23 protein-coding genes are annotated in these 25,975 nt (G+C 49.2%); 15 read left to right on the forward strand and 8 right to left on the reverse strand.

Annotated features, from left to right (window positions below):
- Both BCT27_RS12470 and BCT27_RS12475 read right to left on the reverse strand, forming a co-directional pair.
- Positions 1-3,453, reverse strand: a complete 3,453-nt coding sequence (locus BCT27_RS12470) for a hybrid sensor histidine kinase/response regulator (RefSeq protein ID WP_102395944.1) — start codon at positions 3,451-3,453, stop codon at positions 1-3.
- 200 nt (positions 3,454-3,653) lie between these two features.
- The gene (locus tag BCT27_RS12475; protein ID WP_102395945.1) at positions 3,654-4,829 is read right to left on the reverse strand and encodes a 3-phenylpropionate MFS transporter; all 1,176 of its coding nucleotides are present in this window, start codon (positions 4,827-4,829) and stop codon (positions 3,654-3,656) included.
- A gap of 199 nt (positions 4,830-5,028) precedes the next feature.
- Here BCT27_RS12475 and BCT27_RS12480 point away from each other — a divergent pair, with 199 nt between their 5' ends.
- The 3 genes from BCT27_RS12480 to acs all read left to right on the forward strand — a co-directional run bounded on the left by BCT27_RS12480 (position 5,029) and on the right by acs (position 9,632).
- Entirely contained in the window at positions 5,029-6,828 is a 1,800-nt protein-coding gene (locus BCT27_RS12480) for a DUF294 nucleotidyltransferase-like domain-containing protein (RefSeq protein WP_102395946.1), read from the forward strand.
- A gap of 1 nt (position 6,829) precedes the next feature.
- A complete protein-coding gene (locus tag BCT27_RS12485; protein ID WP_017007878.1) occupies positions 6,830-7,453 on the forward strand; it encodes a 3'-5' exonuclease in 624 nt (207 codons plus the stop codon).
- A 229-nt stretch (positions 7,454-7,682) separates the two neighbouring features.
- Positions 7,683-9,632, forward strand: a complete 1,950-nt coding sequence (gene acs / locus BCT27_RS12490) for an acetate--CoA ligase (RefSeq protein ID WP_017007879.1) — start codon at positions 7,683-7,685, stop codon at positions 9,630-9,632.
- A 36-nt stretch (positions 9,633-9,668) separates the two neighbouring features.
- Here acs and BCT27_RS12495 read toward each other — a convergent pair whose 3' ends face one another.
- On the reverse strand, positions 9,669-10,235 hold the full coding sequence (locus BCT27_RS12495; protein ID WP_017016961.1) for a cytochrome b: 567 nt from the start codon (positions 10,233-10,235) through the stop codon (positions 9,669-9,671).
- A gap of 628 nt (positions 10,236-10,863) precedes the next feature.
- Between BCT27_RS12495 and aroQ the strand changes: the two genes are divergently transcribed.
- The 8 genes from aroQ to fis all read left to right on the forward strand — a co-directional run bounded on the left by aroQ (position 10,864) and on the right by fis (position 17,711).
- On the forward strand, positions 10,864-11,319 hold the full coding sequence (aroQ, locus tag BCT27_RS12500; protein ID WP_102395947.1) for a type II 3-dehydroquinate dehydratase: 456 nt from the start codon (positions 10,864-10,866) through the stop codon (positions 11,317-11,319).
- A gap of 27 nt (positions 11,320-11,346) precedes the next feature.
- The gene (gene accB, locus BCT27_RS12505; protein ID WP_102318992.1) at positions 11,347-11,805 is read left to right on the forward strand and encodes an acetyl-CoA carboxylase biotin carboxyl carrier protein; all 459 of its coding nucleotides are present in this window, start codon (positions 11,347-11,349) and stop codon (positions 11,803-11,805) included.
- 12 nt (positions 11,806-11,817) lie between these two features.
- The gene (gene accC / locus BCT27_RS12510) at positions 11,818-13,164 is read left to right on the forward strand and encodes an acetyl-CoA carboxylase biotin carboxylase subunit (protein WP_102395948.1); all 1,347 of its coding nucleotides are present in this window, start codon (positions 11,818-11,820) and stop codon (positions 13,162-13,164) included.
- Positions 13,165-13,474: 310 nt separating this feature from the next.
- On the forward strand, positions 13,475-13,756 hold the full coding sequence (locus BCT27_RS12515) for a YhdT family protein (RefSeq protein ID WP_017007884.1): 282 nt from the start codon (positions 13,475-13,477) through the stop codon (positions 13,754-13,756).
- Complete coding sequence (gene panF / locus BCT27_RS12520) at positions 13,749-15,203, forward strand: sodium/pantothenate symporter (protein ID WP_102395949.1); 1,455 nt, start codon at positions 13,749-13,751, stop codon at positions 15,201-15,203. The genes BCT27_RS12515 and panF overlap by 8 nt, the downstream gene beginning before the upstream one ends.
- Before the next feature lie 190 nt (positions 15,204-15,393).
- The gene (prmA, locus tag BCT27_RS12525) at positions 15,394-16,278 is read left to right on the forward strand and encodes a 50S ribosomal protein L11 methyltransferase (protein WP_102318990.1); all 885 of its coding nucleotides are present in this window, start codon (positions 15,394-15,396) and stop codon (positions 16,276-16,278) included.
- 147 nt (positions 16,279-16,425) lie between these two features.
- Entirely contained in the window at positions 16,426-17,391 is a 966-nt protein-coding gene (gene dusB, locus BCT27_RS12530; RefSeq protein WP_026024948.1) for a tRNA dihydrouridine synthase DusB, read from the forward strand.
- Between the two features lie 23 nt (positions 17,392-17,414).
- A complete protein-coding gene (gene fis, locus BCT27_RS12535) occupies positions 17,415-17,711 on the forward strand; it encodes a DNA-binding transcriptional regulator Fis (protein ID WP_002542007.1) in 297 nt (98 codons plus the stop codon).
- A 337-nt stretch (positions 17,712-18,048) separates the two neighbouring features.
- Here fis and ppnP read toward each other — a convergent pair whose 3' ends face one another.
- Complete coding sequence (gene ppnP, locus BCT27_RS12540) at positions 18,049-18,327, reverse strand: pyrimidine/purine nucleoside phosphorylase (protein WP_017007890.1); 279 nt, start codon at positions 18,325-18,327, stop codon at positions 18,049-18,051.
- Positions 18,328-18,584: 257 nt separating this feature from the next.
- On the opposite strand from ppnP, the gene tpx reads away from it, so the two are divergent.
- A complete protein-coding gene (gene tpx, locus BCT27_RS12545) occupies positions 18,585-19,088 on the forward strand; it encodes a thiol peroxidase (RefSeq protein WP_102318988.1) in 504 nt (167 codons plus the stop codon).
- 95 nt (positions 19,089-19,183) lie between these two features.
- On the opposite strand, the gene zntR is transcribed toward tpx, so the two are convergent.
- Positions 19,184-19,594, reverse strand: a complete 411-nt coding sequence (gene zntR / locus BCT27_RS12550) for a Zn(2+)-responsive transcriptional regulator (RefSeq protein ID WP_074928066.1) — start codon at positions 19,592-19,594, stop codon at positions 19,184-19,186.
- A gap of 180 nt (positions 19,595-19,774) precedes the next feature.
- Here zntR and purH point away from each other — a divergent pair, with 180 nt between their 5' ends.
- On the forward strand, positions 19,775-21,367 hold the full coding sequence (purH, locus tag BCT27_RS12555; protein ID WP_102395950.1) for a bifunctional phosphoribosylaminoimidazolecarboxamide formyltransferase/IMP cyclohydrolase: 1,593 nt from the start codon (positions 19,775-19,777) through the stop codon (positions 21,365-21,367).
- 125 nt (positions 21,368-21,492) lie between these two features.
- Complete coding sequence (gene purD / locus BCT27_RS12560; RefSeq protein ID WP_102395951.1) at positions 21,493-22,779, forward strand: phosphoribosylamine--glycine ligase; 1,287 nt, start codon at positions 21,493-21,495, stop codon at positions 22,777-22,779.
- Positions 22,780-22,900: 121 nt separating this feature from the next.
- Here the strand turns inward: purD and BCT27_RS12565 are convergent, their stop codons facing one another.
- Positions 22,901-23,584 carry a DUF1481 domain-containing protein gene (locus BCT27_RS12565; protein ID WP_102395952.1) on the reverse strand — a complete coding sequence of 228 codons (684 nt, stop codon included), beginning with the start codon at positions 23,582-23,584 and terminating at the stop codon, positions 22,901-22,903.
- A 43-nt stretch (positions 23,585-23,627) separates the two neighbouring features.
- Positions 23,628-23,900, reverse strand: coding sequence for a nucleoid-associated protein HU-alpha (hupA, locus tag BCT27_RS12570; protein WP_002542017.1), 273 nt, complete (start codon positions 23,898-23,900; stop codon positions 23,628-23,630).
- 235 nt (positions 23,901-24,135) lie between these two features.
- Between hupA and BCT27_RS12575 the strand changes: the two genes are divergently transcribed.
- Positions 24,136-25,332 carry a hemolysin family protein gene (locus BCT27_RS12575; RefSeq protein ID WP_102395953.1) on the forward strand — a complete coding sequence of 399 codons (1,197 nt, stop codon included), beginning with the start codon at positions 24,136-24,138 and terminating at the stop codon, positions 25,330-25,332.
- 47 nt (positions 25,333-25,379) lie between these two features.
- On the opposite strand, the gene BCT27_RS12580 is transcribed toward BCT27_RS12575, so the two are convergent.
- On the reverse strand, positions 25,380-25,967 hold the full coding sequence (locus BCT27_RS12580; RefSeq protein WP_017016954.1) for a YjaG family protein: 588 nt from the start codon (positions 25,965-25,967) through the stop codon (positions 25,380-25,382).
- Positions 25,968-25,975 lie beyond the last annotated feature (8 nt).

Below are 25,975 nucleotides of genomic sequence, written 5' to 3' on the forward strand. Positions count from 1 at the left end.
TTAGCTCACTCCTTGTTGAAGTAATGCGCGTAACTTCAGCGGCTTCACAGGTTTAGCAATATACCCGAAACCTTTGGCTCGAATGCATTGCTGCGTTTCTTGCGTTCTGTCTGCGGTAATGATGGCACCATAAAAGGCATCCCCCAGCAAACGTCGACATTCTTGAAGGACATCTAACCCAGTCAATGAAGGCGCGAGGTGGTAGTCACTCAATATAAAGTCAGGCAACCAATCATGCTGGAAACACGCGACGACCTCATCCAGATCCTCTGCGACTTTCACTTCGCAACCCCAGCGAGATAACAAACTTTCCATGCCTGCCAAGATGTCCCTTTCATTATCCACACACAGCACACGAACCCCAGCCAGTTGCATACTATTTTTTGGTGCTGCATCAGCCTCAACCCCTGTGTCACACACCTGAGGCATCACTGTTGTCACATGCGCGGTAATGGAAAAAACCGTGCCTTTACCCGGCCAAGAACGAAGATCCAATGATTGATTTAAGATCCTGCTGATCCCGCGCGCAATCGCAAGACCTAACCCCAATCCCAATTCAGCGCCCTTTCGATCAATGCGCGTAAATTCATCGAAGATATCTTGTTGCCTGTCTTCAGGGATCCCCGGCCCGTTATCCCACACCTCAATGCTGCACTCATCGCCTCGACGACGCACACCCAGCAGTACACGCCCATCAGGGTTATATCGAAACGCATTGGTCAGGAAGTTTTGCAGCACACGACGAAGAAGACGGCGATCGGAACGAATGCGTAACCCTGTTGGCAGTACTTTGAATTGCACCCCTTGCTCGTTGGCAATCATGCCAAACTCTGCCGCCAGTGTTGAAAACACCTCATCCAAATCGAAGTCGGTGATTTGTGCCTTCATTTTCCCGGACTCTAAACGGGAGATATCCAGCAAATCGCCGATCAAATCCTCAGCGGCACCGAGAGCACTTTCAATGTGCCCTGACATCTTCTGCACATCTTGATCTTGTGCCATTTCATTGAGCGAAGAGGCAAACAAGCGCGCGGCGTTCAGTGGTTGCATTAAATCGTGGCTTACCGCAGCCAATAAGCGGCTTTTAGATTGCGAGGCATGCTCTGCTTTGTTGGTCGCACTGATCAGACGTCGGTTTAGTGATTCCAATTCCTGTGTACGGGCAATAACGCGTGCTTCGAGGGTTTCATTGGACTGTTTCAATGCTTCTTCCGCATCTCGGAACGCCGTGATGTCAGTAAAACTCATCACGAATCCGCCGCCCGGCATGGGGTTCCCCTGCACTTCGATAACCCGTCCATCGGGATGAACACGGGACGAAGTATGAGGCGAGCCTTGGCGCAAATACGAAACACGTTTTGCTACGTGCGCTTCTATCTCACCAGGGCCACAAAGCCCTCGCTCCGCGTTATAACGCACCACATCAGCAATGGGTCTGCCGACTTGAATCAGATCCGGCGGGAATTTAAAAAGTTCAACATAACGCTGGTTCCACGCCACCAGCCGCAGTTGTTTATCCACCACCGAAATACCTTGGCTGATGTGTTCGATCGCCCCTTGCAATAGGCCACGGCTAAAATCGAAGAGCTCCGACGCTTCATCAACAATGGTCGCGATTTCTTCAAGTTGCATGTTGCGGCCTTGCAGCGCGGAGGTCAGCACTAATTTCGCTGACGATGCACCAAACACACCCGCTAATACACGCTCTGTGTGACGGATCAATGCTGCACTGGCTTGTTGTTGTGGCAGCAAAGTTTCACCGCGTTGCTCACCAAACGTGCGGAAGGTTTGCCGCATGCGTGTTCGGCCAACAAATCGCGCCGCGAGCATTTCCAATTCCGCCACGGTGACACGGCTTTGGTACAAGCTGCTGTCATCGCCTTCGGGCAGCGGTGTCCCCACAAAACTCGCAGCTTGTAAGCGCTCGCTGAGGGACGGGCGCGTTGCCATCGACACCCCAACAAAGCACGCGGTATTGACCATCAAACTCAGCACCATCCCCCAATCAACCGCGCTTAAATCACGGAAAAATGGCAGTGCTGGCGGTTCCAAAAGCCAAAGTACGAGGTTGGTCTCTGCCGTGCCAGCCAGCATGCCGGTTTGCGTCATGAGCGTCATCAACCAAACGATGAAACCCGACACTAAACCAGCATAAACACCCTTCTTATTGGCCTGACGCCAATAGATCCCCGCCACCAATGGCGGCGCAAACTGGGCAATAGCAGCAAAAGATAAAAAGCCAATGGCAGAGAGTGAAGGCACTTCAAGAATAAGCTGATAAAAGCCCCACGCAGCAATCAGCAGGAAGAAAATCAACGCACGGCGAACATTCAACAACAGACCAGAGAACTGCGTGAAATTGCGGTTTGAAATACGCATTCTTCGCAGTAATTGTGGCAAGACAAGGTCGTTAGACACCATGATCGCAAGCGCAATGGTCGAGACAATCACCATGCCACTCGCAGCGGATGCACCGCCTAAAAAGGCCAACAGCGCTATGCCATCATTGCCTGTCGATAAGGGGAGTTGGATAACATGAGTATCTGCCGAGAACTGCGGCAAAAAGACTTGCCCTGCATAGGCTAACGGCAAGACAAACACACCCATCAGCAACAAATACAAAGGGAATACCCAGCGCGCCGTATGTAAATCTTGTGCGCGTGCGTTTTCCACCACCATGGTGTGAAACTGCCTTGGCAAACAGATAATGGCCGCCATGGTGAGCAGCGTATGAACCAACAATGCCCCCCAATTGGGTGGACCTACAACACCGGTTTCTGCCAACGAAGGTAAGTCTATATCCGTTTCAAGCAACATGCTGACGGCAAACAAACCCACCACCAAAAACGCCACCAGCTTGACGATAGATTCAAACGCCACCGCCATCATCATGCCACGGTGGTGCTCGGTAGAATCAATGTGTCTTGTACCAAAAAGTACCGTAAACATGGCCAGTGATACACACACTAGCCACGTGATCTGCCCTTGGTCTAAGCCTGCATCTTTGCCAATATTGGGGGCGATAACATCTAGCCCCATGGTGATCCCACGAAGCTGAAGGGCGATGTACGGCAAAATACCGACAACGGCGATCACGGTGACCAGCACCGCTAAGCCTTGTGATTTTCCGTATCGTGCCGCGATAAAGTCAGCAATCGAGGTGATGTGCTCGCGCTTGGCAATCAAAATGATCCGCGCAAGAAAGCGCCAACCTATGGTGAACACCAGTATGGGGGCGAGATAAATAGGAAGGAATGACCAAGGCTGACTGGATGCCTGCCCCACCGTGCCAAAAAAGGTCCAAGAGGTACAGTATACCGCGATAGAAAGGCTATAAATCCACGGTCGCCAGCCTCGAAGCCAGCGCGGGCGATTGTCGCCATACCATGCGATTAAAAACAAAACCCCGAGGTAAGCCAGCGCCACGGGCACCACGATCCATCCAGCTGACATAATCCCTTCCATGAGATGTCGTTATTTCAAGGTGTTGTTTACCACGCCGACATCGCGACAACAACGCGCTGCTTTATCCCCGTGAGCTAGCTCTCCTAAGTAATGCGACAAGCCAACTCTATTCATCAAAGTGCATTTCCTGTCCTCTTCTCCTGAGCATTTCCATCATCAAAAACGTGCTCCGAGAATGGCAAGAACGATCAGCCTGTTGCCTCCTCAGACGGCACTTCTTGTTTTGATGCTGGGAGCGATAAAAACAGAACAGGTAAACCAAATGCAGCCATCACGAAAAAGCTGCTTCCCGAGAAGGAAGAATACAGCTCGCCACTGAGCATAGTGACCAGTGCCATCACAGCCCCTAGAGCCAGCGCATTGTATAACGCCTGCAATGCCATGATACGTTCTGCGGGCTGCTGCTGGATGTAACGCATGGCAGCGATGTGGGTAATACCAAACGTGAATCCGTGAAGAGATTGCGCCAAAATAAGCACGTTAACGTCTGTCGACCATGCGGTCAGCGTCCAACGAATGATGACGGAAAGCGCCGCCACACGGAACAATGTCTGCACCGACCAATCACCAAAAAAACGCGAACACACGGCAAACATCAACACTTCAACGCCAACCCCTAAGCTCCATAAATAGCCAACGGTTGAATCCGCCAGCCCTGACTCGGTCCAATGAATGGAGCTAAATGCATAGTAAGCAGCATGGCTACTTTGCAGTAAGGAGACTATCACCATGAAAGTGATGACATGAGGCGCTTTTAGCACACTCAATAAGGGCGGGCGATCAGGTGCATCTGTTTCTTCCCCTTTGGGCGAAGGGTGAGGCGTCATCAAACTGAGCCCCCATCCCACCAGCATCGCCGTTGCAGCGACAGGCACAATCACACCCGCGCCAAACTCATCCACTAAACGTCCCGTCACTGTCGAGCCCACAATAAATGCGATAGAGCCCCACACGCGAGCACGCCCATAGTCCAACAACTTACGGCGGTGGTAGTGGTTTGCAATGGCATCAGTAACAGGGATAGATGGGCCAATGACGCAATTGATGAAGACAGAAAGTGCCGAAAGCACGAACAAATTGGGGGATGCGGCAAGGTGAACAAACCCAGCAACCGCCCCAAGAAACGACAACCAACGAATGGCGGGGAGTAAATGTCGAGGCAAATGAAAGCGCGGCGTGATCGTCAGGTTCACCACGAAACGCGCCATGACGCCAGACCCTATCACAATACCAATGTCATCCGCCGATAACCCTAACCACGCCAACCACAGTGACCAAAAAGGCAAATACACGCCAAAAGAGAAGAAGAATGCACTGTAATAAAAAGAGAGCCAGCGATACGGCGAAGGTCGGAGAAGAGTCAAGACGGCAAATCCTTAGTGCCAACGAGGTGATGGCTATTTTGACAGCGAACCGCCCAAGTTAACAGCGACTTTCTGGCTTAATATCTAGACTAAAGTCGGCTGGTGAGCCTCTCAACACTAAGACACACTAAGACTAAATGTACGAAGTAAGACCTCTGTTTTTGCGTGAAAAATATCGTCTCGCACCTTGGGAGTCTCTATGCCACAACCGTTCGACACCACCTCGCCCCCGTTCAACCGGCTCACCCCAAAGGAAGTGAAGCGGCTTGTTTCTTCTCTCGACGTTTCCTATTTTCGTCGCGGCTACAGTGTCATCGAACAAGATGCAGAAACAACGCACCTTTACATCGTGCTGAAAGGACGCGTCGAAGAGCTCAACAGTGAAACGAAAGAGGTGTTCGCGCAATACATCAAAGATGACATCTTCGATGCACACGCCGTATTGAATGGCACCGCAAAGCACAAATACAAGGCGCTGGAAGACACGCTTTGTTATGTATTGCCTAAGTCTGTGTTTTTATCGGCATACAAAAACAATCGATCGTTTGCCGAGTATTTTACGGCGAGTTTCAGCCAAAGAAAAAAATTGCTCGAGCACGCGCAAAAACAAAAGAACCTCGCAGAATTCATTCTGACGCAAATCGATGAAACCAATATTCAGCCGATACTCACCTTGCCACACGAAACCTCTATTCATGAGGCGACGTTGATTCTAAAGAAACAGCAGCAAGATTGCGCATTGGTATCACTGGAGGGTAAACCTAACGATATCGGCATCATTACACGCACCAACCTTTTGCATGCCATCGTCGAGCGCGCACTTCCAACTGCACACCCAATTGGCGAGGTTGCCACCTCCCCCGTGATCAGCGTGACGTTGGGGGATTACCTTTTCAATGCCATGATTTTGATGACGCGTGACAGAGTAAAGCGCGTCCGTGTCACCCATGACGATCACACCGTCGGCATGCTCGACATGACACAAGTGTTGAGCTTGTTCTCGACGCATTCCCATGTGCTGTCGCTACAAATCAATCGCGCATCGTCCATTGAAGAGCTCGCTCAAGCCGCCAACAATCAACAGCAACTCGTCGAAACCCTCAGCAACAACGGCATCCATACGCAGTTTGTGATGGAGCTTATCTCTGCGGTGAATGAGAAAATTATCGAGAAAGCCTTTCAGCTCACCATCCCCGCACATCGCCATGGGCAATGTTGTCTTTTCGTCATGGGATCTGAAGGCCGCGGAGAGCAAATACTGAAAACCGACCAAGACAATGGGCTTATCGTGCAGGACGGTGTTGATTGGCCAAGTGTTCATGAAGACATGCAAACATTCAGCAATGTGCTAGCAAGGTTGGGATACCCAGCATGCCCAGGCCATGTCATGGTCAACAACCCAAAATGGGTAAACACAGAGTCAGAATGGAAAAAAAGAGTTCGTTATCTTTCAAAGATATCCGACGAAAGTAGCCTAATGGATCTCGCCATTCTTGCAGATAGCCATGCCGTTGCTGGAAACACCACCTTAATTTCAGCCATCACCTCGACCTTGGTCGACACACTAAAAGGGAACATGCTGACGCTCAATACCTTCATTCGTCCCAGTCTCGCGTTTAGCGTTCCACTTACGTTGTTTGGCGGTCTAAAAGCAGACAAACAAGGGCTCGACGTCAAGAAAGGCGGCATATTCCCCTTGATACATGGTGTGCGAACGCTTGCGTTGGAATACGGTTTACCTCAAACCAACACGTTCGAACGCTTAACTGCGCTCGTACAAAGCAATGCCATTGATGAAGACACAGCGAATAACCTGACTGAGGCATTGAAACTGTTTGTGAAAACGCGTTTACGCCAACAGCTAGATGACGATGCCGCCCGTAATTTGCTCGACGTCTCGGCCTTACCAAGAACGGATAGAGACTTGCTGCGTCATAGCTTGAGCGAAGTTAAAGCGTTCAAAGAACGCTTAGCGGCGCATTATCAAGTGAGGGATTAACATGAACCTGCTGCGTCGTCATTGGTATCGCTATCGGTTTAAGCACACTGCCTACGCGTACCTATTCGATAAGCCCACCAATGACGAAGTCGTCTCACTTGATTGTGAAACCACCAGCCTCGATCCGCATAAAGCCGAACTCATCACTATTGCAGCGACGGTGATACGCGGAAACACCATCATTACCAGCCAACCTTTTTCCATATCATTGCGCGCGCCGCAAAGCCTTACGGCACAATCGATCGCCATTCATCGTATTCGCCATCAAGATTTGGACAATGGACTGAGCGACCAAGAAGCCATGACGCGGCTGATTGATTTTATTGGCAACCGCCCCCTAGTGGGGTATCACATCCGTTATGACAAATCGATTTTAGATCGCTATGCACACCGTTTATTCGGTTTTCCTCTGCCGAATCAATTAATAGAAGTTAGTCATCTTTATCGAAAACGACTCGAACATATTTTGCCCAATGCCTACTATGATCTGAGTATGGAGGCGATAGGACACCATCTCGATCTACCACTGTCTGGTCGACATGATGCACTTGAGGATGCCATCAGTGCCGCACTCATCTATGTGCGACTGAAGTATGGCGATGTACCAATGCCCAAATCCGTTTGAATAGAACGCAAACTGCCGCATTGAAATGAGAGCGATGCCTCATACCCCAAAGTGCCACATCACAGTTTTCATAGAAAACACAGTCCTCATCCTAAAGTCTAATTGTCGAGAAACCTCAACTAACCGACCTTAGTGGGACTAGGCCACAATATCGCATCCTATTCTTATTTTTCGTGGTCAATAAATGGACATGCCAAAGGCATAACGCAGGAACACAAGGAGAAAGACAATGAGTGAGATCCACCTGCACCCGGTGATGCCGGAAATCGAAGCAAACGCACACGTTAACGATGACAAATATCGCGAGATGTATCAGCAGTCTGTCGTTAACCCAGAAGGATTCTGGCGTGAGCATGGCAAGATTGTTGATTGGATCAAGCCTTTCACCAAGGTCAAGCAGACCTCTTTTGATACCGGCCATGTCAACATCAAGTGGTTCGAAGATGGCACACTGAACGTTTCTGTCAACTGTATTGACCGTCACCTCGAAACCAAAGGCGATCAAGTCGCGCTGATTTGGGAAGGCGACGATCCCGCCGATGATAAAACCCTGACATACAAAGAACTTCACAAAGAAGTGTGTAAGTTCTCCAACGCCCTAAAAAGCCAAGGTGTTCGTAAAGGCGACGTTGTTTGTCTTTACATGCCAATGGTCATGGAAGCGGCAGTTGCCATGCTGGCTTGTACCCGTATTGGCGCCGTTCACACCATCGTTTTTGGTGGTTTCTCGCCAGAAGCACTCGCAGGCCGAATTGTTGATTCAAACGCAAAAGTGGTTATCACCGCTGATGAAGGCGTTCGCGGCGGTCGCGCTGTTCCACTGAAACAAAATGTGGATGCTGCACTGAAAAACCCAGCCGTCACTGGTGTTGAGAAAGTCGTTGTTTACCAACGCACTGGTAACACAGTCGAGTGGCAATCCGATCGCGACGTGTGGTGGCATGAAGCAACGGCTGTCGTTTCAGACAACTGCGAACCAGAAGAAATGAACGCGGAAGATCCGCTATTCATTCTTTACACCTCAGGGTCTACAGGCACACCAAAAGGTGTTCTTCATACGACGGGCGGCTACCTCGTTTATGCCACCATGACCTTTAAATACGTGTTCGACTATCAAGACGGCGAAGTTTTCTGGTGTACCGCGGATGTGGGTTGGATCACTGGCCACAGCTACTTAGTCTATGGACCATTGGCAAATGGTGCGAAAACCATCTTGTTCGAAGGTGTACCTAATTACCCATCAACTGCACGCATGAGCGAAGTGGTTGATAAGCATCAAGTGAACATCCTCTACACCGCACCAACTGCTATCCGTGCATTGATGGCCAAAGGTAACGAAGCGGTTGAAGGCACCAAGCGTGATTCATTGCGTATCATGGGTTCAGTGGGTGAGCCAATTAACCCAGAAGCGTGGGAGTGGTATTACAAAACGATTGGCGACAGCAAGTGCCCAATCGTGGATACCTGGTGGCAGACAGAAACAGGCGGCATCTTGATTTCGCCGTTGCCGGGTGCAACTGCGTTGAAACCTGGATCTGCAACGCGTCCATTTTTCGGTGTACAACCCGCGCTGGTCGACAACATGGGTAACATTGTTGAAGGCGCAACGGAAGGTAACTTGGTCATGCTAGATTCATGGCCGGGTCAAATGCGAACTGTATTTGGTGACCACGAGCGTTTCGAGCAAACCTACTTCTCAACCTTTAAAGGCATGTACTTTACGGGTGATGGCGCGCGTCGTGATGAAGACGGTTACTACTGGATCACGGGCCGTGTTGATGACGTATTGAACGTATCCGGTCACCGCATGGGTACTGCAGAAATCGAATCCGCACTGGTAGCCTTCGATAAGATTGCTGAAGCTGCGATTGTTGGCGTTCCGCACGACATCAAAGGTCAGGCTATTTATGCCTACATCACGCTAAATTCAGGTGAAATCCCAAGTGCTGAGCTAACCAAAGAAGTGAAAAATTGGGTACGTAAGGAGATTGGTCCTATCGCGACACCTGATTTCATTCACTGGACAGATGCGCTACCGAAAACCCGTTCTGGTAAAATCATGCGCCGTATTCTGCGTAAGATTGCTACCGGTGATACCGGTAGCCTTGGTGACACATCAACGCTTGCCGACCCTGGTGTAGTAGATAAACTCATCGCAGAAAAATCTACCGTGGTGTAAACCAAACATCGGCAAGACATGCCTCAAAATGGGTCGCTAAATGCGGCCCTTTTTATGCTTAAACGTCAACGCCACGCCTTTAGGCGGCAACAGCCTTTCTATGATGTTATCCCGCATCCAGTACTGGTGATAAAGCGCAGCAGCAATGTGCACAACAACAGTAAAAGCCAACAATGCACAACTCACTCTGTGTAACGTAAAGAAGTAGGCGTTGATCGCGGGCTCACTGACGATATTGGGAATTTTAAACAACCAAAAAAACCAGAACGGTTCTTTCAGCATCAAAAAGCCCGTCACAAAGACAAAGAACATCAAACTGTAAAGAATACCGTGAACAAACTTGGCAATGTTTCTATCCAGCTCCGTACCAGAAGCCATTGTCTTTACCTTTGGGCGAAATGAACGCCACACCCAACGCACCACGAACAATCCAGCAGCAATGGTCGACAAGGACATATTGATGACAGAGAGAACATGAAAAATCGCGGGGTGTGAGTCGATAACCAAGTGCATGACATAGCCTGCAATGGTCGCATAAATGATGATGAGCGCCATGCTCCAGTGCAGCACTCGGCTGAGGGCATCGTAGCGTTTTTGTATCATAAAGCCTCCTAAGATGACTCGTCGTAAATTCAAACCCTGTGCAGATGACATCACTGCACCATTGTCTGAATTAGCGGGCAATTTAGGAAAAGCTTGATGAGCGCTTTGTTCGAACCTTGCGGTTCTGGGTGATGGGTTCAAAACTGAAGCACAAAAAACACAGATTACAGGGAGCCCTGTGATGTTGTGCCAACGTTGAGATATTTAATGAGAAAGCCCGCAGTACAGGCATTCCATGCGCAACGAAATAGATATACCTGCCGTTTTAAACAACAAACACATTAGTGTCTTAATTAAAAGACACCAAATGTAACGCCTTTGCGAGTCAGATAGATGACTTCTCCAGAACAGCCCTTAATATGTGGGATCTATCTAGCAGTTTGATGCTTAAGCGTGATTAATTCGTGAACTACTGCGCCGAAACGTCTGTCAGAATCACGTAATCTATAACGTTGAATGTCAAATTATGTCTGATTAGACCAGTATTTTGCTGCCATTTGCGGTGATTTCTCTATAATTGCGTTTTAGTGTGTAGCAGAAGAGCTAAATATCAGGGCTTACTCCCCGATTCACACGAAAACGAAAGATACGGTCTTTTAGCAACAAGAACAGGAACAAAGCGATCAACATGACGACAAATCGCAAAGTTTTACTCATAAACGGCCCTAACTTAAATATGTTAGGCGTTCGAGAGCCTGGACACTACGGACAGCAAACGTTGAAAAGCATTGTCGAGGACATGACATCGCTAGCAACGCAACTCAATATCCAGCTTGATCATGTGCAGTCAAACGCCGAGCATGTCCTGATCGATACCATTCATCAGGCCATGGGCAACACTGATTTCATCATCATCAATCCAGCTGCATTTACGCACACCAGCGTAGCCTTGAGAGATGCCATTCTCTCGGTAGGCATTCCTTTTATTGAGGTACACCTGTCCAACGTGCATGCACGTGAACCTTTCCGTCACCATTCCTACCTATCGGATAAAGCCGTGGGCGTTATTTGCGGATTGGGCGCAGACGGATACGAATTTGCCCTGAAGGCAGCGGCTCGCCGCCTGCAGTCAGAAGCCAACTGAACAACAATTTTGAAGAGATAAGACACCATGGATATTCGTAAAATCAAAAAACTGATTGAGCTGGTAGAAGAGTCTGGTATTGCTGAACTGGAAATCTCAGAAGGTGAAGAATCAGTGCGCATCAGCCGTGCAGTGGCACCCATTGCAGCACCTGTACAATATGCAGCAGCGCCGGTTCCTGCACCTGTAGCACCTGCACCAGCGGCGGCGGCACCTGCAGCCCCTGTTGAAGCTGCACCAGCAGAAGTATCTGGTCACAAAGTTCTATCTCCAATGGTAGGTACGTTCTATCGTTCACCAAGTCCAGAAGCAAGCTCATTCGTTGAAGTGGGTCAGCAAGTGAATGTTGGCGATACCCTTTGCATCATCGAAGCGATGAAAATGATGAACCAAATCCAGTCTGATAAAGCGGGTGTGGTTAAAGCGATTTTGTTTGAAGACGGCCAAACCGTTGAATTCGACGAAGCACTGATCATCATCGAGTAATCGAGGACTGCTATGTTAGATAAAATTGTCATCGCTAACCGCGGTGAAATTGCACTTCGCATTCTGCGTGCGTGTAAAGAGCTAGGTATCAAAACCGTCGCGATCCACTCAACAGCGGACCGCGATCTGAAACACGTATTGTTGGCCGATGAGTCAGTTTGTATTGGTCCAGCATCCAGTGTTGAGAGTTACCTAAACATCCCGCGCATTATTAGTGCAGCGGAAGTCACTGGTGCTATTGCGATTCACCCTGGCTACGGTTTCCTTTCGGAAAACGCAGACTTTGCTGAGCAAGTTGAGCAATCTGGCTTTATTTTTGTAGGCCCGCGCGCTGAAACCATTCGTTTGATGGGCGACAAAGTGTCAGCCATCAATGCAATGAAAAAAGCAGGCGTACCTTGTGTTCCTGGTTCTGATGGTCCTTTGGACGACGATGAAGCCAAGAACAAAACCTTCGCAAAACGCATCGGTTACCCAGTCATCATCAAAGCGTCTGGTGGCGGTGGTGGTCGTGGTATGCGCGTGGTTCGCTCAGAAGAAGAGCTCACAAATTCTATCGCGATGACCCGTGCAGAAGCGAAAGCAGCCTTTAATAATGACGTTGTTTACATGGAGAAATTCCTTGAAAACCCACGTCACGTTGAAGTGCAAATTTTGGCTGATGGCCAAGGCGGAGCAATCCACCTAGGTGAACGTGACTGTTCAATGCAGCGTCGTCACCAAAAAGTGGTTGAGGAAGCACCAGCACCAGGCATTACGGCAGAAATGCGTAAGTACATTGGTGAGCGTTGCTGCCGTGCATGTGTCGAAATCGGTTACCGCGGTGCGGGTACGTTTGAATTCTTGTATGAAAACGGTGAGTTCTACTTCATTGAAATGAACACCCGTATTCAGGTTGAACACCCAGTCACTGAAATGGTGACCGGCGTTGACCTGATCAAAGAGCAACTGCGCATTGCTGCAGGCCAGCCTTTGTCATTCATGCAAGACGACATCGTTATTCGTGGCCATGCTATCGAGTGTCGTATTAATGCGGAAGATCCAGAGCGTTTCCTTCCTTGCCCTGGCAAGATTGAGCGTTTCCATGCGCCAGGTGGCATGGGTGTGCGTTGGGAATCGCACATTTACTCTGGCTACACCGTACCACCGCACTACGATTCAATGATCGGTAAGCTGATTTGTTTTGGTGAAAACCGTGATGTTGCTATTGCGCGCATGCGTAACGCGTTGCAAGAAACCATCATCGATGGCATCAAAACCAACATTCCACTTCAGCTGGAAATCATGAAAGACGAGAACTTCCAACACGGTGGCGCAAACATCCACTACTTGGAAAAGAAATTGGGTATTCATAAGTAATCACGTATTACTTAGATTCCTCATGTCTCGAAAGGCTGCAGCATTGCAGCCTTTTCTTTTTGTGCTTCTTTTAGAAACAAACACCGTCACAGCCCTCACCACGCCACTAACACATTCCCATTAGCCATTGTTCAGCACCAACACATTCACCTCGCTGGCGTTTCTGGCCGCCGCTTCTTTGATAAAGACAGACACGCATCTTAACCCCTGCACCTGATAAGGGATTGGGAGTACAATGTGCCCCTTTTCTTCACACTGTATTGTTGCAAACAGACACTGGGGACCACCGTTTCTGTTTTGGAGACGTCTTATGAAGACACTTAGCAGCCGATACCACCAAGCGCACAAAGAAGCGAAATGGGCCATTGCGCTCGCCATTGCTTATTTTGTTTGGTGGTATGCCTCCGCTTATGGACTGGCGCCTGAAGGCATTGAACAAACGCTTCCCACGCTGTATTTCGGCATGCCACTTTGGTTTCTCATGGCATGTGTTATAGGCCCTCTACTCTTTACCGTACTGTGCGCCCTCATGGTGAAGTACCTCTATAAAGATATGCCTCTCGATATCGAACAGGACACGCCCAATGAATAGCCAGTTACTCATTCCGATGGTCTTGTATTTGGTGGCCGTGTTCGCATTGGCGATTTATTCACGCAGGGAAGGTAAAAAGAGCCAAGGCTTTCTTAACGAATACCTGCTCGGTAACCGCAGCATGGGCGGTTTTGTACTCGCGATGACCTTAGCCGCCACTTACGCGAGTGCCAGCTCGTTCATTGGCGGCCCAGGAGCCGCGTACAAAATGGGGTTAGGCTGGGTGTTGCTGGCGATGATCCAATTGCCTGCCGCTTGGCTTACCTTGGGCGTGCTCGGTAAAAAATTCGCCATTGAATCTCGTCGTCACAACGCACTGACCCTCAATGACATGCTCTACGCGCGATATAAGAACCGTGCCGTGGTCATTTTTGCTTCCCTCGCGCTGCTACTGGCTTTTTTCGGCACCATGGTGGTTCAATTCGTCGGCGGCGCACGTTTACTGCAAACCGTCACAGGGCTTTCCTACATGCATGGATTGATGCTGTTTGCTCTGACCGTCGGTGTGTACACCACCATTGGTGGATTCCGCGCAGTGGTCATGACCGATACCGTGCAAGGCATCATGATGATCATTGGCACCATTGCGCTCTTGGTCGGCATCGTGCATGCAGGCGGAAGCATTGGCGAAATGATGACAGAACTTCACGCCATTGACCCTGCACTGATTACGCCATACGGCCCCGATGAATTCCTCTCTCAGCCTTTTATGCTCAGTTTCTGGGTATTGGTGTGCTTTGGCGTTATCGGGCTGCCTCACGCGGCCGTACGTTGCATGTCGTACAAATCGAGTGGCTCACTGCACAAAGGCATGGTGATCAGCACGGCGATGGTGGCGTTTTTAATGCTCGGTATGCACCTCGCTGGTGCGCTAGGTAGAGCAGTCGTGCCTGATGTGGCAAATCCTGACCAAATCATGCCCACCTTGATGATGACAGTACTTCCTCCTGTGGTTGCAGGGGTGTTCCTGGCGGGTCCCATGGCAGCGATCATGTCCACTATCGATTCACAATTGATTCAGGCATCGGCGACCTTACTGAAAGACTTGTACCTCAACTACATCAATCCGAGCGCCGAGCGCCAGCCTGAAATAGAGCGTAAACTGCCAACCCTGTCTTTGTGGGTCACTGGCATTTTCTCGCTCTTGGTCTTCGTCGCGGCCACCAATCCCCCAGATATGATCATATGGCTCAACCTGCTCGCCTTTGGTGGTATGCAGGCAGTGTTCTTATGGCCACTGATTCTAGGACTGTATTGGAAAGGGGCGACATCGGGGGGCGCTATGGCATCGATGGTAACGGGCCTTGGAAGTTATGCGGCACTCTCAACGTTTAAACCAGATATGGCTGGCGTACATGCCATCGTGCCTTCGCTGCTCATCAGCCTTATCGCGTTTGTGGCCGTAAGCCTGATTCAAGCGAAGAAGCCACTCGTCGCCGCGGCATAGCGACTCTTATCGCCCAACACACCTTAATGCATGCAAAGGCATAAGGGTAAAAACAGACAACGGGTAGCCTTGCTACCCGTTTTTTTATGCTTTTCTTATCCATGACGAATATCTTGCCTATCCCGAGTGACTACTTTTTATGCTAGACTCCGCCCCCTAAAAATGTAGCTAAACGATAAGCGAAGAAACCATGCCTTGGATTCAAATCAAACTGAATGCAACCATCGAGAACGCAGAAACTATCGGTGACATGCTGATGGAAGAAGCGGGCGCGTTGTCTGTCACTTTCCTCGACGCGAAAGACACGCCTGTTTTTGAACCTCTCCCAGGTGAAACGCGCCTGTGGGGTGAAACCGATATTCTGGCGCTTTACGATGCAGAAACGGATATGGACGCAGTACTGGCGATCCTAAAAGCAAGCCCACTTCTTGCTGACGACTTTGCCTATAAGGTAGAGCAGCTAGAAGATAAAGATTGGGAACGTGCTTGGATGGACAATTTCAAGCCAATGCAATTTGGTCAGCGTCTTTGGGTTTGCCCAAGCTGGTGTGATGCCCCTGATCCTAATGCGGTGAACATCATGCTCGATCCGGGCCTTGCGTTTGGTACGGGTACACACCCAACCACCGCACTTTGCTTAGAGTGGCTAGATGGCCAAGAACTCACAGGCAAAACTGTGATCGACTTCGGTTGTGGTTCAGGCATTTTGTCATTGGCTGCCCTTCTTCTGGGTGCAGAGAAAGTGATCGGTATCGATATCGACCCACAAGCACTGCAAGCATCAAAAGACAATGCAGAGCGCAATGGCGTCGCTGACCGTCTTGAGTTGTACCTTCCACAAGATCAGCCAGACAATCTAAAAGCAGAATTCGTGGTAGCAAACATCCTTGCGGGTCCGTTACGCGAGCTATCGCCAGTGATCAAAAGCTTGATGATGCCGAACGGTAAACTGGCCATGTCAGGCGTTTTAGATACGCAAGCAGAGTCAGTAGCCGACTGTTATCGCGATGAATTGACCATTGACGACATCATTGTGAAAGAAGAATGGTGCCGTATTACGGGTCAAAAGGCCTAACTCGGTGATAACTGAGCAATTTTTGTACTAAAAAATTGAATTACATGGCTTTTTATAAAATCAAGATAAAACGCTCAAATATTGGCCTTTTCAGACTGGGAAAAAATGCGTAAAATGCGCGCCCTTGCTGACATAGAAGGTAATCCCTTGCAGATCGGACCATACAAACTGGAAAACACCCTTATCGTGGCGCCTATGGCTGGCGTAACTGATAGGCCATTTCGCGAGCTCTGCCTTAGCCACGGCGCAGGTATGGCGGTGAGTGAAATGATGTCTTCCAATCCAGCGATGTGGCACACAGCCAAATCGATGAACCGGATGGTTCATCTCGATGAGAAAGGGATTCGTTCTGTTCAGATTGCTGGTGCAGAACCTACATTGATGGCGGATGCCGCGCGTTACTGTGTTGAGAATGGCGCTCAGATCGTCGATATCAACATGGGTTGCCCGGCAAAAAAGGTCAATAAGAAACTGGCTGGTTCAGCATTGCTGACCCGACCTGACATCATTGAGCAAATCCTGAAAGCAGTTGTTGCAGCGGTTGATGTTCCCGTCACCCTGAAAACACGGACAGGATGGGATCCGGAGAACAAAAATTGCCTCCAGATTGCCAAACTGGCAGAAGACTGCGGCATCCAAGCGTTGGCCCTACACGGTCGTACACGCGCTTGTATGTATAAGGGGGAAGCTGAGTACGACAGCATTCGTGCCGTTAAAGAGGCTATTTCTATTCCCGTTATCGCCAACGGAGATATTGATACCCCTCAGAAAGCGAAACACGTGCTGGAATACACAGGTGCAGATGCCTTGATGATCGGTCGCCCTGCACAAGGGCGTCCATGGATTTTCCGAGAAATCCAACACTACCTCGACACTGGCGAAGAACTTGCTGCTCCGCCAATGGAAGAAGTAAAAGCAATTTTGTTAGGTCATGTTCAAGAGCTGCACCAGTTTTATGGTGAACTCAAAGGACTGCGTATCGCACGTAAACACGTGGGATGGTACCTGAAAGAACATGACGTAATTGGCGATTTTCGCCGGACTTTCAACGCAATCGAAGACGCCAACCAGCAGATCGATGCGCTGCAAGATTATTTCGTAAACGTTGCATAAAATACGAGAAGAGCTGACAGAGTATGTTCGAACAAAACCTGACTTCAGAAGCATTGACAGTGACTACTGTGACTTCGCAAGATCAAATCACCCAGAAGCCACTGCGTGACTCAGTAAAAGCCTCCCTGAAAAACTACCTAGCGCAGTTGAATGGACAGGAAGTCAATGACCTGTACGAGCTGGTACTGGCAGAAGTTGAGCAGCCACTGCTAGACACCATCATGCAGTACACGCGCGGTAACCAAACTCGCGCAGCAACCATGATGGGTATCAACCGTGGTACTCTGCGTAAGAAACTGAAAAAATACGGCATGAACTAAGTTCGGCCATATAAACAGTTTTAAAACAAAGGCCAAGCTTCTGAAGTTTGGCCTTTGTTGTTTCTCCCCCTCCGAAAAGCACCACCCTCTCTTTGATTTTTCTCTTCTAATTGAACGTGATGAGCAACGCTGAATCCTGCATTTTGATATGTGGAGAGACAAAGATGAGGCACGCCGATAAGCTTGAAGAAATCTATTTGAGGGGCATTTAAGCGACCACGTTTACAGGCAGCACAATACCAACCTGTCCAAAAAACACAGAAACACCGCCTGTCGAACACAAAAAAAGCGCCTGCAAGGGCGCTTTTTTCATCGTCACTGCCTAAGCATTTTCTGCTTACAGGTACTCACACAAGTATGCAGTGGTTTGCTCTACTTTCACTTGGAAAGAAGATTCACCAGGGACTTCAAAGTCATCACCCGCGCCGAAGGTTTCCCATTCGATGTGACCCGGAAGCTTAACGGTAAGCTCGCCTTTAACCACTTTCATGCGCTCTGGTGCTGCAGTACCAAACGTGTACTCACCCGCTTCCATTACGCCTACGCTCAATGGACCTTTGTTTTCAAAGCTGATGGACTTCACGCCACCATCAAAATATTCGTTAACCTTTAACATCTTTGTCCTTACTTCTCTTGTGATGTACCCACTGATGGCAAGGTGTGTTTTTTCACTGCGCGCTATTCGGGGTACGTATCCTTTCGGTTTCCTTGACGCTACCACACTCTTTTTACGTTCCCAAACACTATTTAGGTCTCGTGACGAAGAGAACCAAATCAGAGTCTTAGGCTGTATCACGTATTTTATACACTTGGTATTCGCTGCATGTGCCAGACTTACCAATCACTCGTGTTTTCATTAACAAGGAACCCACAATGTCACAAGTTACATTTCACGGACAGCCTCTTCCACTCTCTGGTTCACTCCCTGCGACGGGCGCCCCCGCACCCGGTTTTTCACTGACTGCTGGCGATCTGTCTGATCTCACACTAGAAAGTCTGCGTGGCAACAAAGTCGTGCTCAACATTTTCCCAAGCATTGATACACCAACGTGTGCGAGTAGCGTGCGTGCATTCAATGAAAAAGCGGCCTCCACCAGCAATACCAAAGTGGTGTGCATCTCTGCCGATCTACCGTTTGCTGTGAGCCGTTTTTGCGAGCTAGAAGGTTTGAACAACGTTCAGCATGCTTCAACGTTTAGAAGCCCTGCATTTCTAAAGGACTACGGCCTTTTGATTGCTGAAGGACCGCTACGTGACTTAGCCGCGCGCGCTGTCGTGGTGCTGAATGAAGGTGGTGTAGTTACGCATGTTGAGCTGGTCGGCGAGCTGGGTGATGAGCCAAACTATGACGCTGCACTCGCGGCGCTGTCAGCGTAATTTTGCTTTAACGTATTCAACACAAAAGCGAGCTTATTGAGCTCGCTTTTTTAATGCCATCTCAAACAACCTCAAGGTGTTACAAGAGAAAGCCGTTAATCATCCGCTAACGCTTCAAGTATCGAGCAATGACTCGCATCATCATCCACGTGACCACAACAAGCATCGTTGAGCTTTTTCAATGCCATGCGAATTTGCGTAAGCTCTGCAATTTTTTGGTCGATTTCGTTCAATTTTTTCTGCGTGATGCCTTTGACTTCCGCACAGCTGTGTTGGCTCGCTTCAAGACGAATATCCAACAATTCTTGAATCTCTTCGAGGGTGAGGCCAATGCGTTTTGCTTTTAATATAAAATGGATACGCGATATGGCATCTTCATCATAAAGACGGTAGCCGCTGTCACTGCGCGAAGCGGGTTGGAGTAGTCCCACTTTCTCATAAAAACGCAACGTATCCCCTGACACACCCGCCCGTTTAGCAAGCTGCCCAATCTGCAACATCGTCATGAATCATTTCTTCCGTATTCTGTGACAAAACCATAAAAGCAATCGATTGCGTCACTAAATTAGGTTAGAATGTGCGCCATTCCAACATGAGACACCGCGGTGTCTGGGTCTTTGGCAAAATGGTCGCGTATTGACCATTTTGCCAAATATCCTATCCCCACAGTTAAAGAGATGGTAGCAATGGAAAACGCTCGTCCTATTCGTCGCGCATTGATTAGCGTATCTGACAAAACTGGCATTGTTGAATTTGCCAAGGCCCTCGCGGAAAAAGGTGTAGATATTCTCTCCACCGGCGGTACTGCTCGCCTATTGGCAGAACAAGGTCTCGCGGTGACTGAAGTTTCAGATTATACCGGTTTTCCAGAGATGATGGACGGACGCGTTAAGACCCTGCATCCGAAAGTACACGGTGGCATTTTGGGTCGTCGTGACACCGATGACAACATCATGAACGAACACGGTATTGCACCTATCGACATGGTGGTTGTAAACCTTTATCCGTTTGCAGAAACCGTCGCAAAAGAAGGTTGTACACTGGAAGATGCGGTTGAGAACATCGATATCGGTGGTCCAACAATGGTGCGTTCTGCTGCTAAAAACCACAAAGATGTCGCCATCGTGGTTAATGCATCTGATTATGGTCGTGTGCTGACAGAACTAGAAACCAACGGCGGCTCTCTGACACTGAAAACGCGCTTTGATTTAGCCATTTCTGCTTTCGAGCACACAGCAGCGTACGACGGTATGATCGCTAACTACTTCGGTACCATGGTGCCATCGTACGGCGATAACAAGGAAGGCGATGAAGAATCTGTGTTCCCACGTACCTTCAACCAGCAGTTCATCAAGAAACAAGACATGCGTTATGGCGAGAACAGCCATCAAGCTGCTGCGTTCTACACAGAAGCGACCCCAGAAGAAGCATCCGTTTCTACTGCAACTCAGCTGCAAGGTAAAGCACTGTCTTACAATAACATCGCAGATACCGACGCAGCACTTGAGTGTGTGAAAGAGTTCGTTGAACCAGCATGCGTTATCGTTAAGCATGCCAACCCATGTGGTGTTGCGCTCGGCGACAACTTGCTTGAAGCGTACGATCGCGCATACAAAACCGACCCTACTTCCGCATTTGGTGGCATCATCGCCTTTAACCGTGAACTGGATGCGGAAACTGCACAAGCGATTGTTGACCGTCAGTTCGTGGAAGTCATCATTGCTCCATCTGTTTCAGCAGCGGCTTCTGACGTCGTCAGCGCGAAGAAAAACGTTCGCCTGTTGGTGTGCGGCCAATGGAGCACACAAACCACAGGCTTCGACGTAAAACGCGTTAACGGCGGCTTGTTGGTGCAAGATCGCGACCAAGGCATGGTGTCACTGGATGACTTGAAAGTGGTGTCTAAGCGTCAGCCGACTGAAGAAGAACTGCGCGACGCGCTGTTCTGCTGGAAAGTGGCGAAGTACGTGAAATCAAACGCCATCGTCTACGCAAAAGGCAACATGACCATCGGTGTAGGTGCAGGCCAAATGAGCCGCGTTTACTCTGCGAAAATTGCGGGCATTAAAGCCGCTGATGAGAATTTGGAAGTGGCAGGTAGCGTAATGGCTTCAGATGCTTTCTTCCCATTCCGTGATGGTATCGATGCTGCCGCTGAGGCGGGAATCACTTGTGTGATTCAACCAGGTGGTTCTATGCGTGATGACGAAGTGGTTGCAGCCGCTGATGAGCACGGCATGGCAATGGTCTTCACGGGTATGCGTCACTTCCGTCACTAAGAGACAGTCACGAATAAATGACACGCGATGCGCAGTGCGATAAAGCTGCTGCGCATCTATCAACACTTTCGTTTTTGCCCTTTTAAGCGCGCAATCGCCTTAAAAGAAAGAAGGAACGCAACAATATGAACATCCTTGTTATTGGTGGCGGTGGTCGTGAGCATGCTCTTGCATGGAAAGCTGCGCAATCTGCAAATGTTGAAACGGTTTTTGTTGCACCTGGAAACGCAGGCACAGCACTCGAGCCAAAACTTGAAAATGTCGCTATCGACGTTGAAGACATTTCGGGTCTCGTTGATTTTGCTAAGTCAAAAAACGTGGCATTGACGATCGTTGGCCCTGAAGTGCCTTTGGTGCTGGGCGTGGTTGATGCTTTCCAAGCCGAAAGCCTCGCCATTTTTGGCCCAACAAAAGCTGCCGCGCAGCTTGAAGGTTCAAAAGCCTTCACAAAAGATTTCTTGGCACGTCATGCTATCCCGTCTGCGGATTACCAAAACTTCACTGAGATTGAGCCAGCATTGGCCTATGTTCGTGAAAAAGGTGCACCTATCGTCGTCAAAGCTGACGGTCTTGCCGCAGGTAAGGGCGTTATTGTTGCCATGACCTTGGAAGAAGCAGAATACGCTATCCGTGACATGCTGGCAGGCAACGCATTTGGCGAAGCGGGTCACCGTGTGGTGGTTGAAGAATTCCTTGATGGCGAAGAAGCCAGCTTCATCGTGATGGTTGATGGCGAAAATGTATTGCCAATGGCCACCAGCCAAGACCACAAACGTGTCGGTAACGGCGATACAGGGCCAAACACTGGCGGTATGGGTGCGTATAGCCCTGCACCGGTTGTTACCCCTGAGATTCATGACCGCGTGATGAACGAGGTTATCTTCCCGACCGTTCGCGGTATGGCAGCCGAAGGCAACCCTTACTCAGGGTTCTTGTACGCAGGCTTGATGGTTATGGCTGACGGCACACCAAAAGTGATCGAGTACAACTGCCGCTTTGGTGACCCTGAAACGCAACCTATCATGCTGCGTCTTCAATCTGACTTGGTTGCACTTTGCCAAGCAGCTGTTGCGGGCAAGCTTGATACGGTTGAATCTAAGTGGGATCCACGCGCTTCAATTGGTGTTGTGCTGGCAGCTGGCGGATACCCTGCGTCTTACAACAAAGGCGACGTGATTTCAGGATTGTCCACTGAATCGTCTGACAGCGCGAAAGTCTTCCATGCAGGCACTGCGGAGAAAGACGGTAACGTCGTGACAGCAGGTGGTCGTGTGTTGTGTGCCACTGCCATGGGTGACAGCGTATTAGACGCTCAGCAGCGCGCTTACGCGCTTGCGTCGCAAATTAGCTGGAATGGTATGTTCCACCGCGATGACATCGGCTACCGCGCAATAGCGCGCGAGAAACAGTAGTTTCTTGCTTTGTTAGCAGAGCTATTCAGTAAGAAAAGCAAAAACGCGCCGATTGGCGCGTTTTTTAATGTTTCTGTCGAACGATCTCTTAACGATGTTCGCAGTAATCAGTGCATGTCCGTCAATTAAAGCTCGGACGCTCAAAGCAATCTGCACTGTCTTTGTCTAATACGATAATCGTGTCGACAGTATTTTCTTTTCGACCGACTTTACCCACTGCGGCAAGGAAGTTGTCTTCTTTGTTTAAACGCTCAAAGAGGTAGTCAGGAAAAGAGACGTTAAACGTCAATGCCTTTTCTTTACCTGTGTTGCACTCTTCCAACACACCTTCGCTCCAATACCCTTGGAAGAACGTCTGCTTTTTCTTTACTTGTTCTCGCGTATTCGCAAGCGCTTGTTCAGCTTGGCGTGCGTACCGCACAAGCTCTGTCGTTCTTAAAGGAAGCAAATCACCATCAACACGATATTGCTGATACACCGCTTCGCCTTCAGAGTCATAGCGAATAAGCACGGCTTGATGTTTTAGCTTGCCATCGATCAGCACGTCGCCTTCACGCTGAATTTCACGCACAACCCCTTTTCGCCAACGATATTCTGAACGGTATTGGCCGTAATCGCCCAGCAGGACTTTTTCTGTCAGGGTTTCTGGAAAGCTTTGTCGTTCATCCAACCAATAAATACTGGTGGCGTCACCTTGGACAATGGCGGTTTGGGAAAGCGTAGGAGGTTGAATACTCTCTGTCGAGCCACAGCCCGTCAAAGCAACAATGAGGAGAATTAAGAGAGGTTTTACTGTTAGGTGCATAAATATCCGCCAAAACAAGAAATTTGTTTTGGCGGAGTATAACTTACTTAACTGCGTCTTTAAGCGCTTTGCCCGCAACAAACGCAGGAACGTTTGCAGCAGCAATTTGAATTTCCTGACCAGTTTGTGGGTTACGGCCAGTGCGCGCAGCACGGTGGTTAACTTTAAACGTACCGAAACCGATCAGTTGAACCTGGTCACCATCTTTCAGTGCACCTTCGATGCCTGCAAGAGTCGCTTCCAGTGCAGCTTTTGCTTGAGCTTTAGACAGGTCCGCTTTTTCAGCAATCAGGTCGATCAAGTTGGTTTTGTTCATTAGGTCTTCCCTTCTTAGGTTTTCTTGAGACAAGGCAACTCTAATTCAAAAGAAGCCCGACTGGCAAAGGTTTGTGGCGCTTCAAGTGACTGTATGCAGAGTCTTTAACCACAAACTGAGCGCATCCTCACAAAATATTGGGTATATTTTAACTCCAACTCTTGTATTTACAGCGCTTAGACCTGATCTTTGGCGCTACTATTACCCCCAATTACTACTATTACGCTGGAATATAATGATTCTGCTCATCATGTTTGTTGCACTGTCTATCGGTGTTTCATTTATTTGCTCGGTGCTCGAAGCGGTTCTTTTGAGTATCACCCCCAGTTACTTGGCCCAAATGCGACAACAAGGTCACCCTGCCGCAGCACGCTTGCAAGAACTCAAAGATGACATTGATCGCCCACTGGCTTCTATCCTAACGCTGAACACCATCGCTCACACTGTCGGTGCAGCAGCATCCGGTGCGCAAGCAACCAAAGTATTTGGTGATGCATGGCTAGGCGTATTCTCTGCATTCCTAACATTGGCTATTTTGCTACTGTCCGAAATTGTACCGAAAACCATCGGTGCGACTTACTGGCGTCAAATGGCGCCAGGTGCTGCCTCCGTTCTTCGTTGGATGGTATGGGCCCTCACCCCGATCGTTTGGGCATCAGAACAACTGACGCGTCGTTTGTCTCGTGGCAAAGAACAACCAAAGCTGCGTGACGAAATTTCTGCGATGGCGCTGCTAGCAAAAGAAAACGGTGAATTGGCAGACGACGAATCCACCATGCTGACCAACCTGCTTAGCTTGCGCGATGTGTCAGTCACCAAACTCATGACGCCACGCCCTGTGCTATTCCGCGTTGATGCAGAGATGACCATTGAAGAATTTCTAGACCAACACCATGACACGCCGTTCTCTCGCCCTCTGGTTTATACAGAACAACGCGACAACATCATGGGCTTTGTTCACCGTCTAGAACTGTTCTCAGCGCGCCAACATGGCCGTGGTGACGATAAGTTGGGTTCTTTAATGCGTCCCATTCCTGTTGTTCACGATTCAACTCATGTGCCAAAGGCATTTGATCGCTTGATGGCGCAACGTTCACAGCTTGCGCTGATCGTTGACGAATACGGAGATGTTCAAGGCATCATCACGCTGGAAGACATCTTTGAGCACCTGATGGGCAAAGAGATCGTGGATGAAGCAGATAAAACCATGAACATGCAAACGCTCGCTCAAGAGCGCTGGGCTGACTGGAAAGAAACCCACGGCGTGATCGAAAGTAAAGATGATGACGAAGAAGATGCAAAGAAAGCGGCGATTGACGCAGCTGCAGCCTCTAATGCGAACATGACTGACACAGCAAACAAACATGCTGACGATGCAAAAGAAAAACCCGAAGCGTCGGGCAGTGAAGCAGATGTAAAATCATCAAAATAAAAAAACGGGCGAAAGCCCGTTTTTTTCATCTCAACGTTCACGGTTACTTACAGTGATAGACCGAGGTTACTTACACCGTCTTCGCGAAGCTCATTACGAATACCGCGGATCAATTCAATGTCACGTGACTCAGCGTCTTTGAGTGCGCGGAAGATTTCCCACTGCACATCCCACTCAGCACACACCGCTTCATTCTCTTTTTGGTTGTCATTGGTCACTTCAACGCCTGTCTGCGCTTCTTCCAATTGCGCCACGCTGGCAACCGACTGCTGACTGATTTTCAGCACCGATTCCATCATCAGATCGCGATCAAGTAAGGTATGGATCAGCGTCGACATTGATACACACGCATCGACAGCTGGGTAAATCAGATAGATGTCGTAGTCTTCGGTGTTAGGAATCAACTCTTCCAGCTTCTCAAGCTGGTTTTCAAAGTTAATTTTGGCCGTTTTCACCGTCATAATTTCCCATACTGCATCCAACAGGTTTCGAAAAGCCTGCGGTTCAGCAAAGTCCGTCTGCTGGCAAAATGCTGCATAATTGGGGTACATGCGCTCCACCAGCGCCGCCATAAAAGTGATATGCTGCCAAGGTTCAAGTTTTTCGAGTCGCAGCTGGATCGGATTTTGTAACATGGTCTGCC

Origin of the sequence: Enterovibrio norvegicus, assembly GCF_002876705.1 — a bacterium.
In the GTDB taxonomy this organism is placed as follows: Bacteria; Pseudomonadota; Gammaproteobacteria; order Enterobacterales; family Vibrionaceae; genus Enterovibrio; species Enterovibrio norvegicus_B.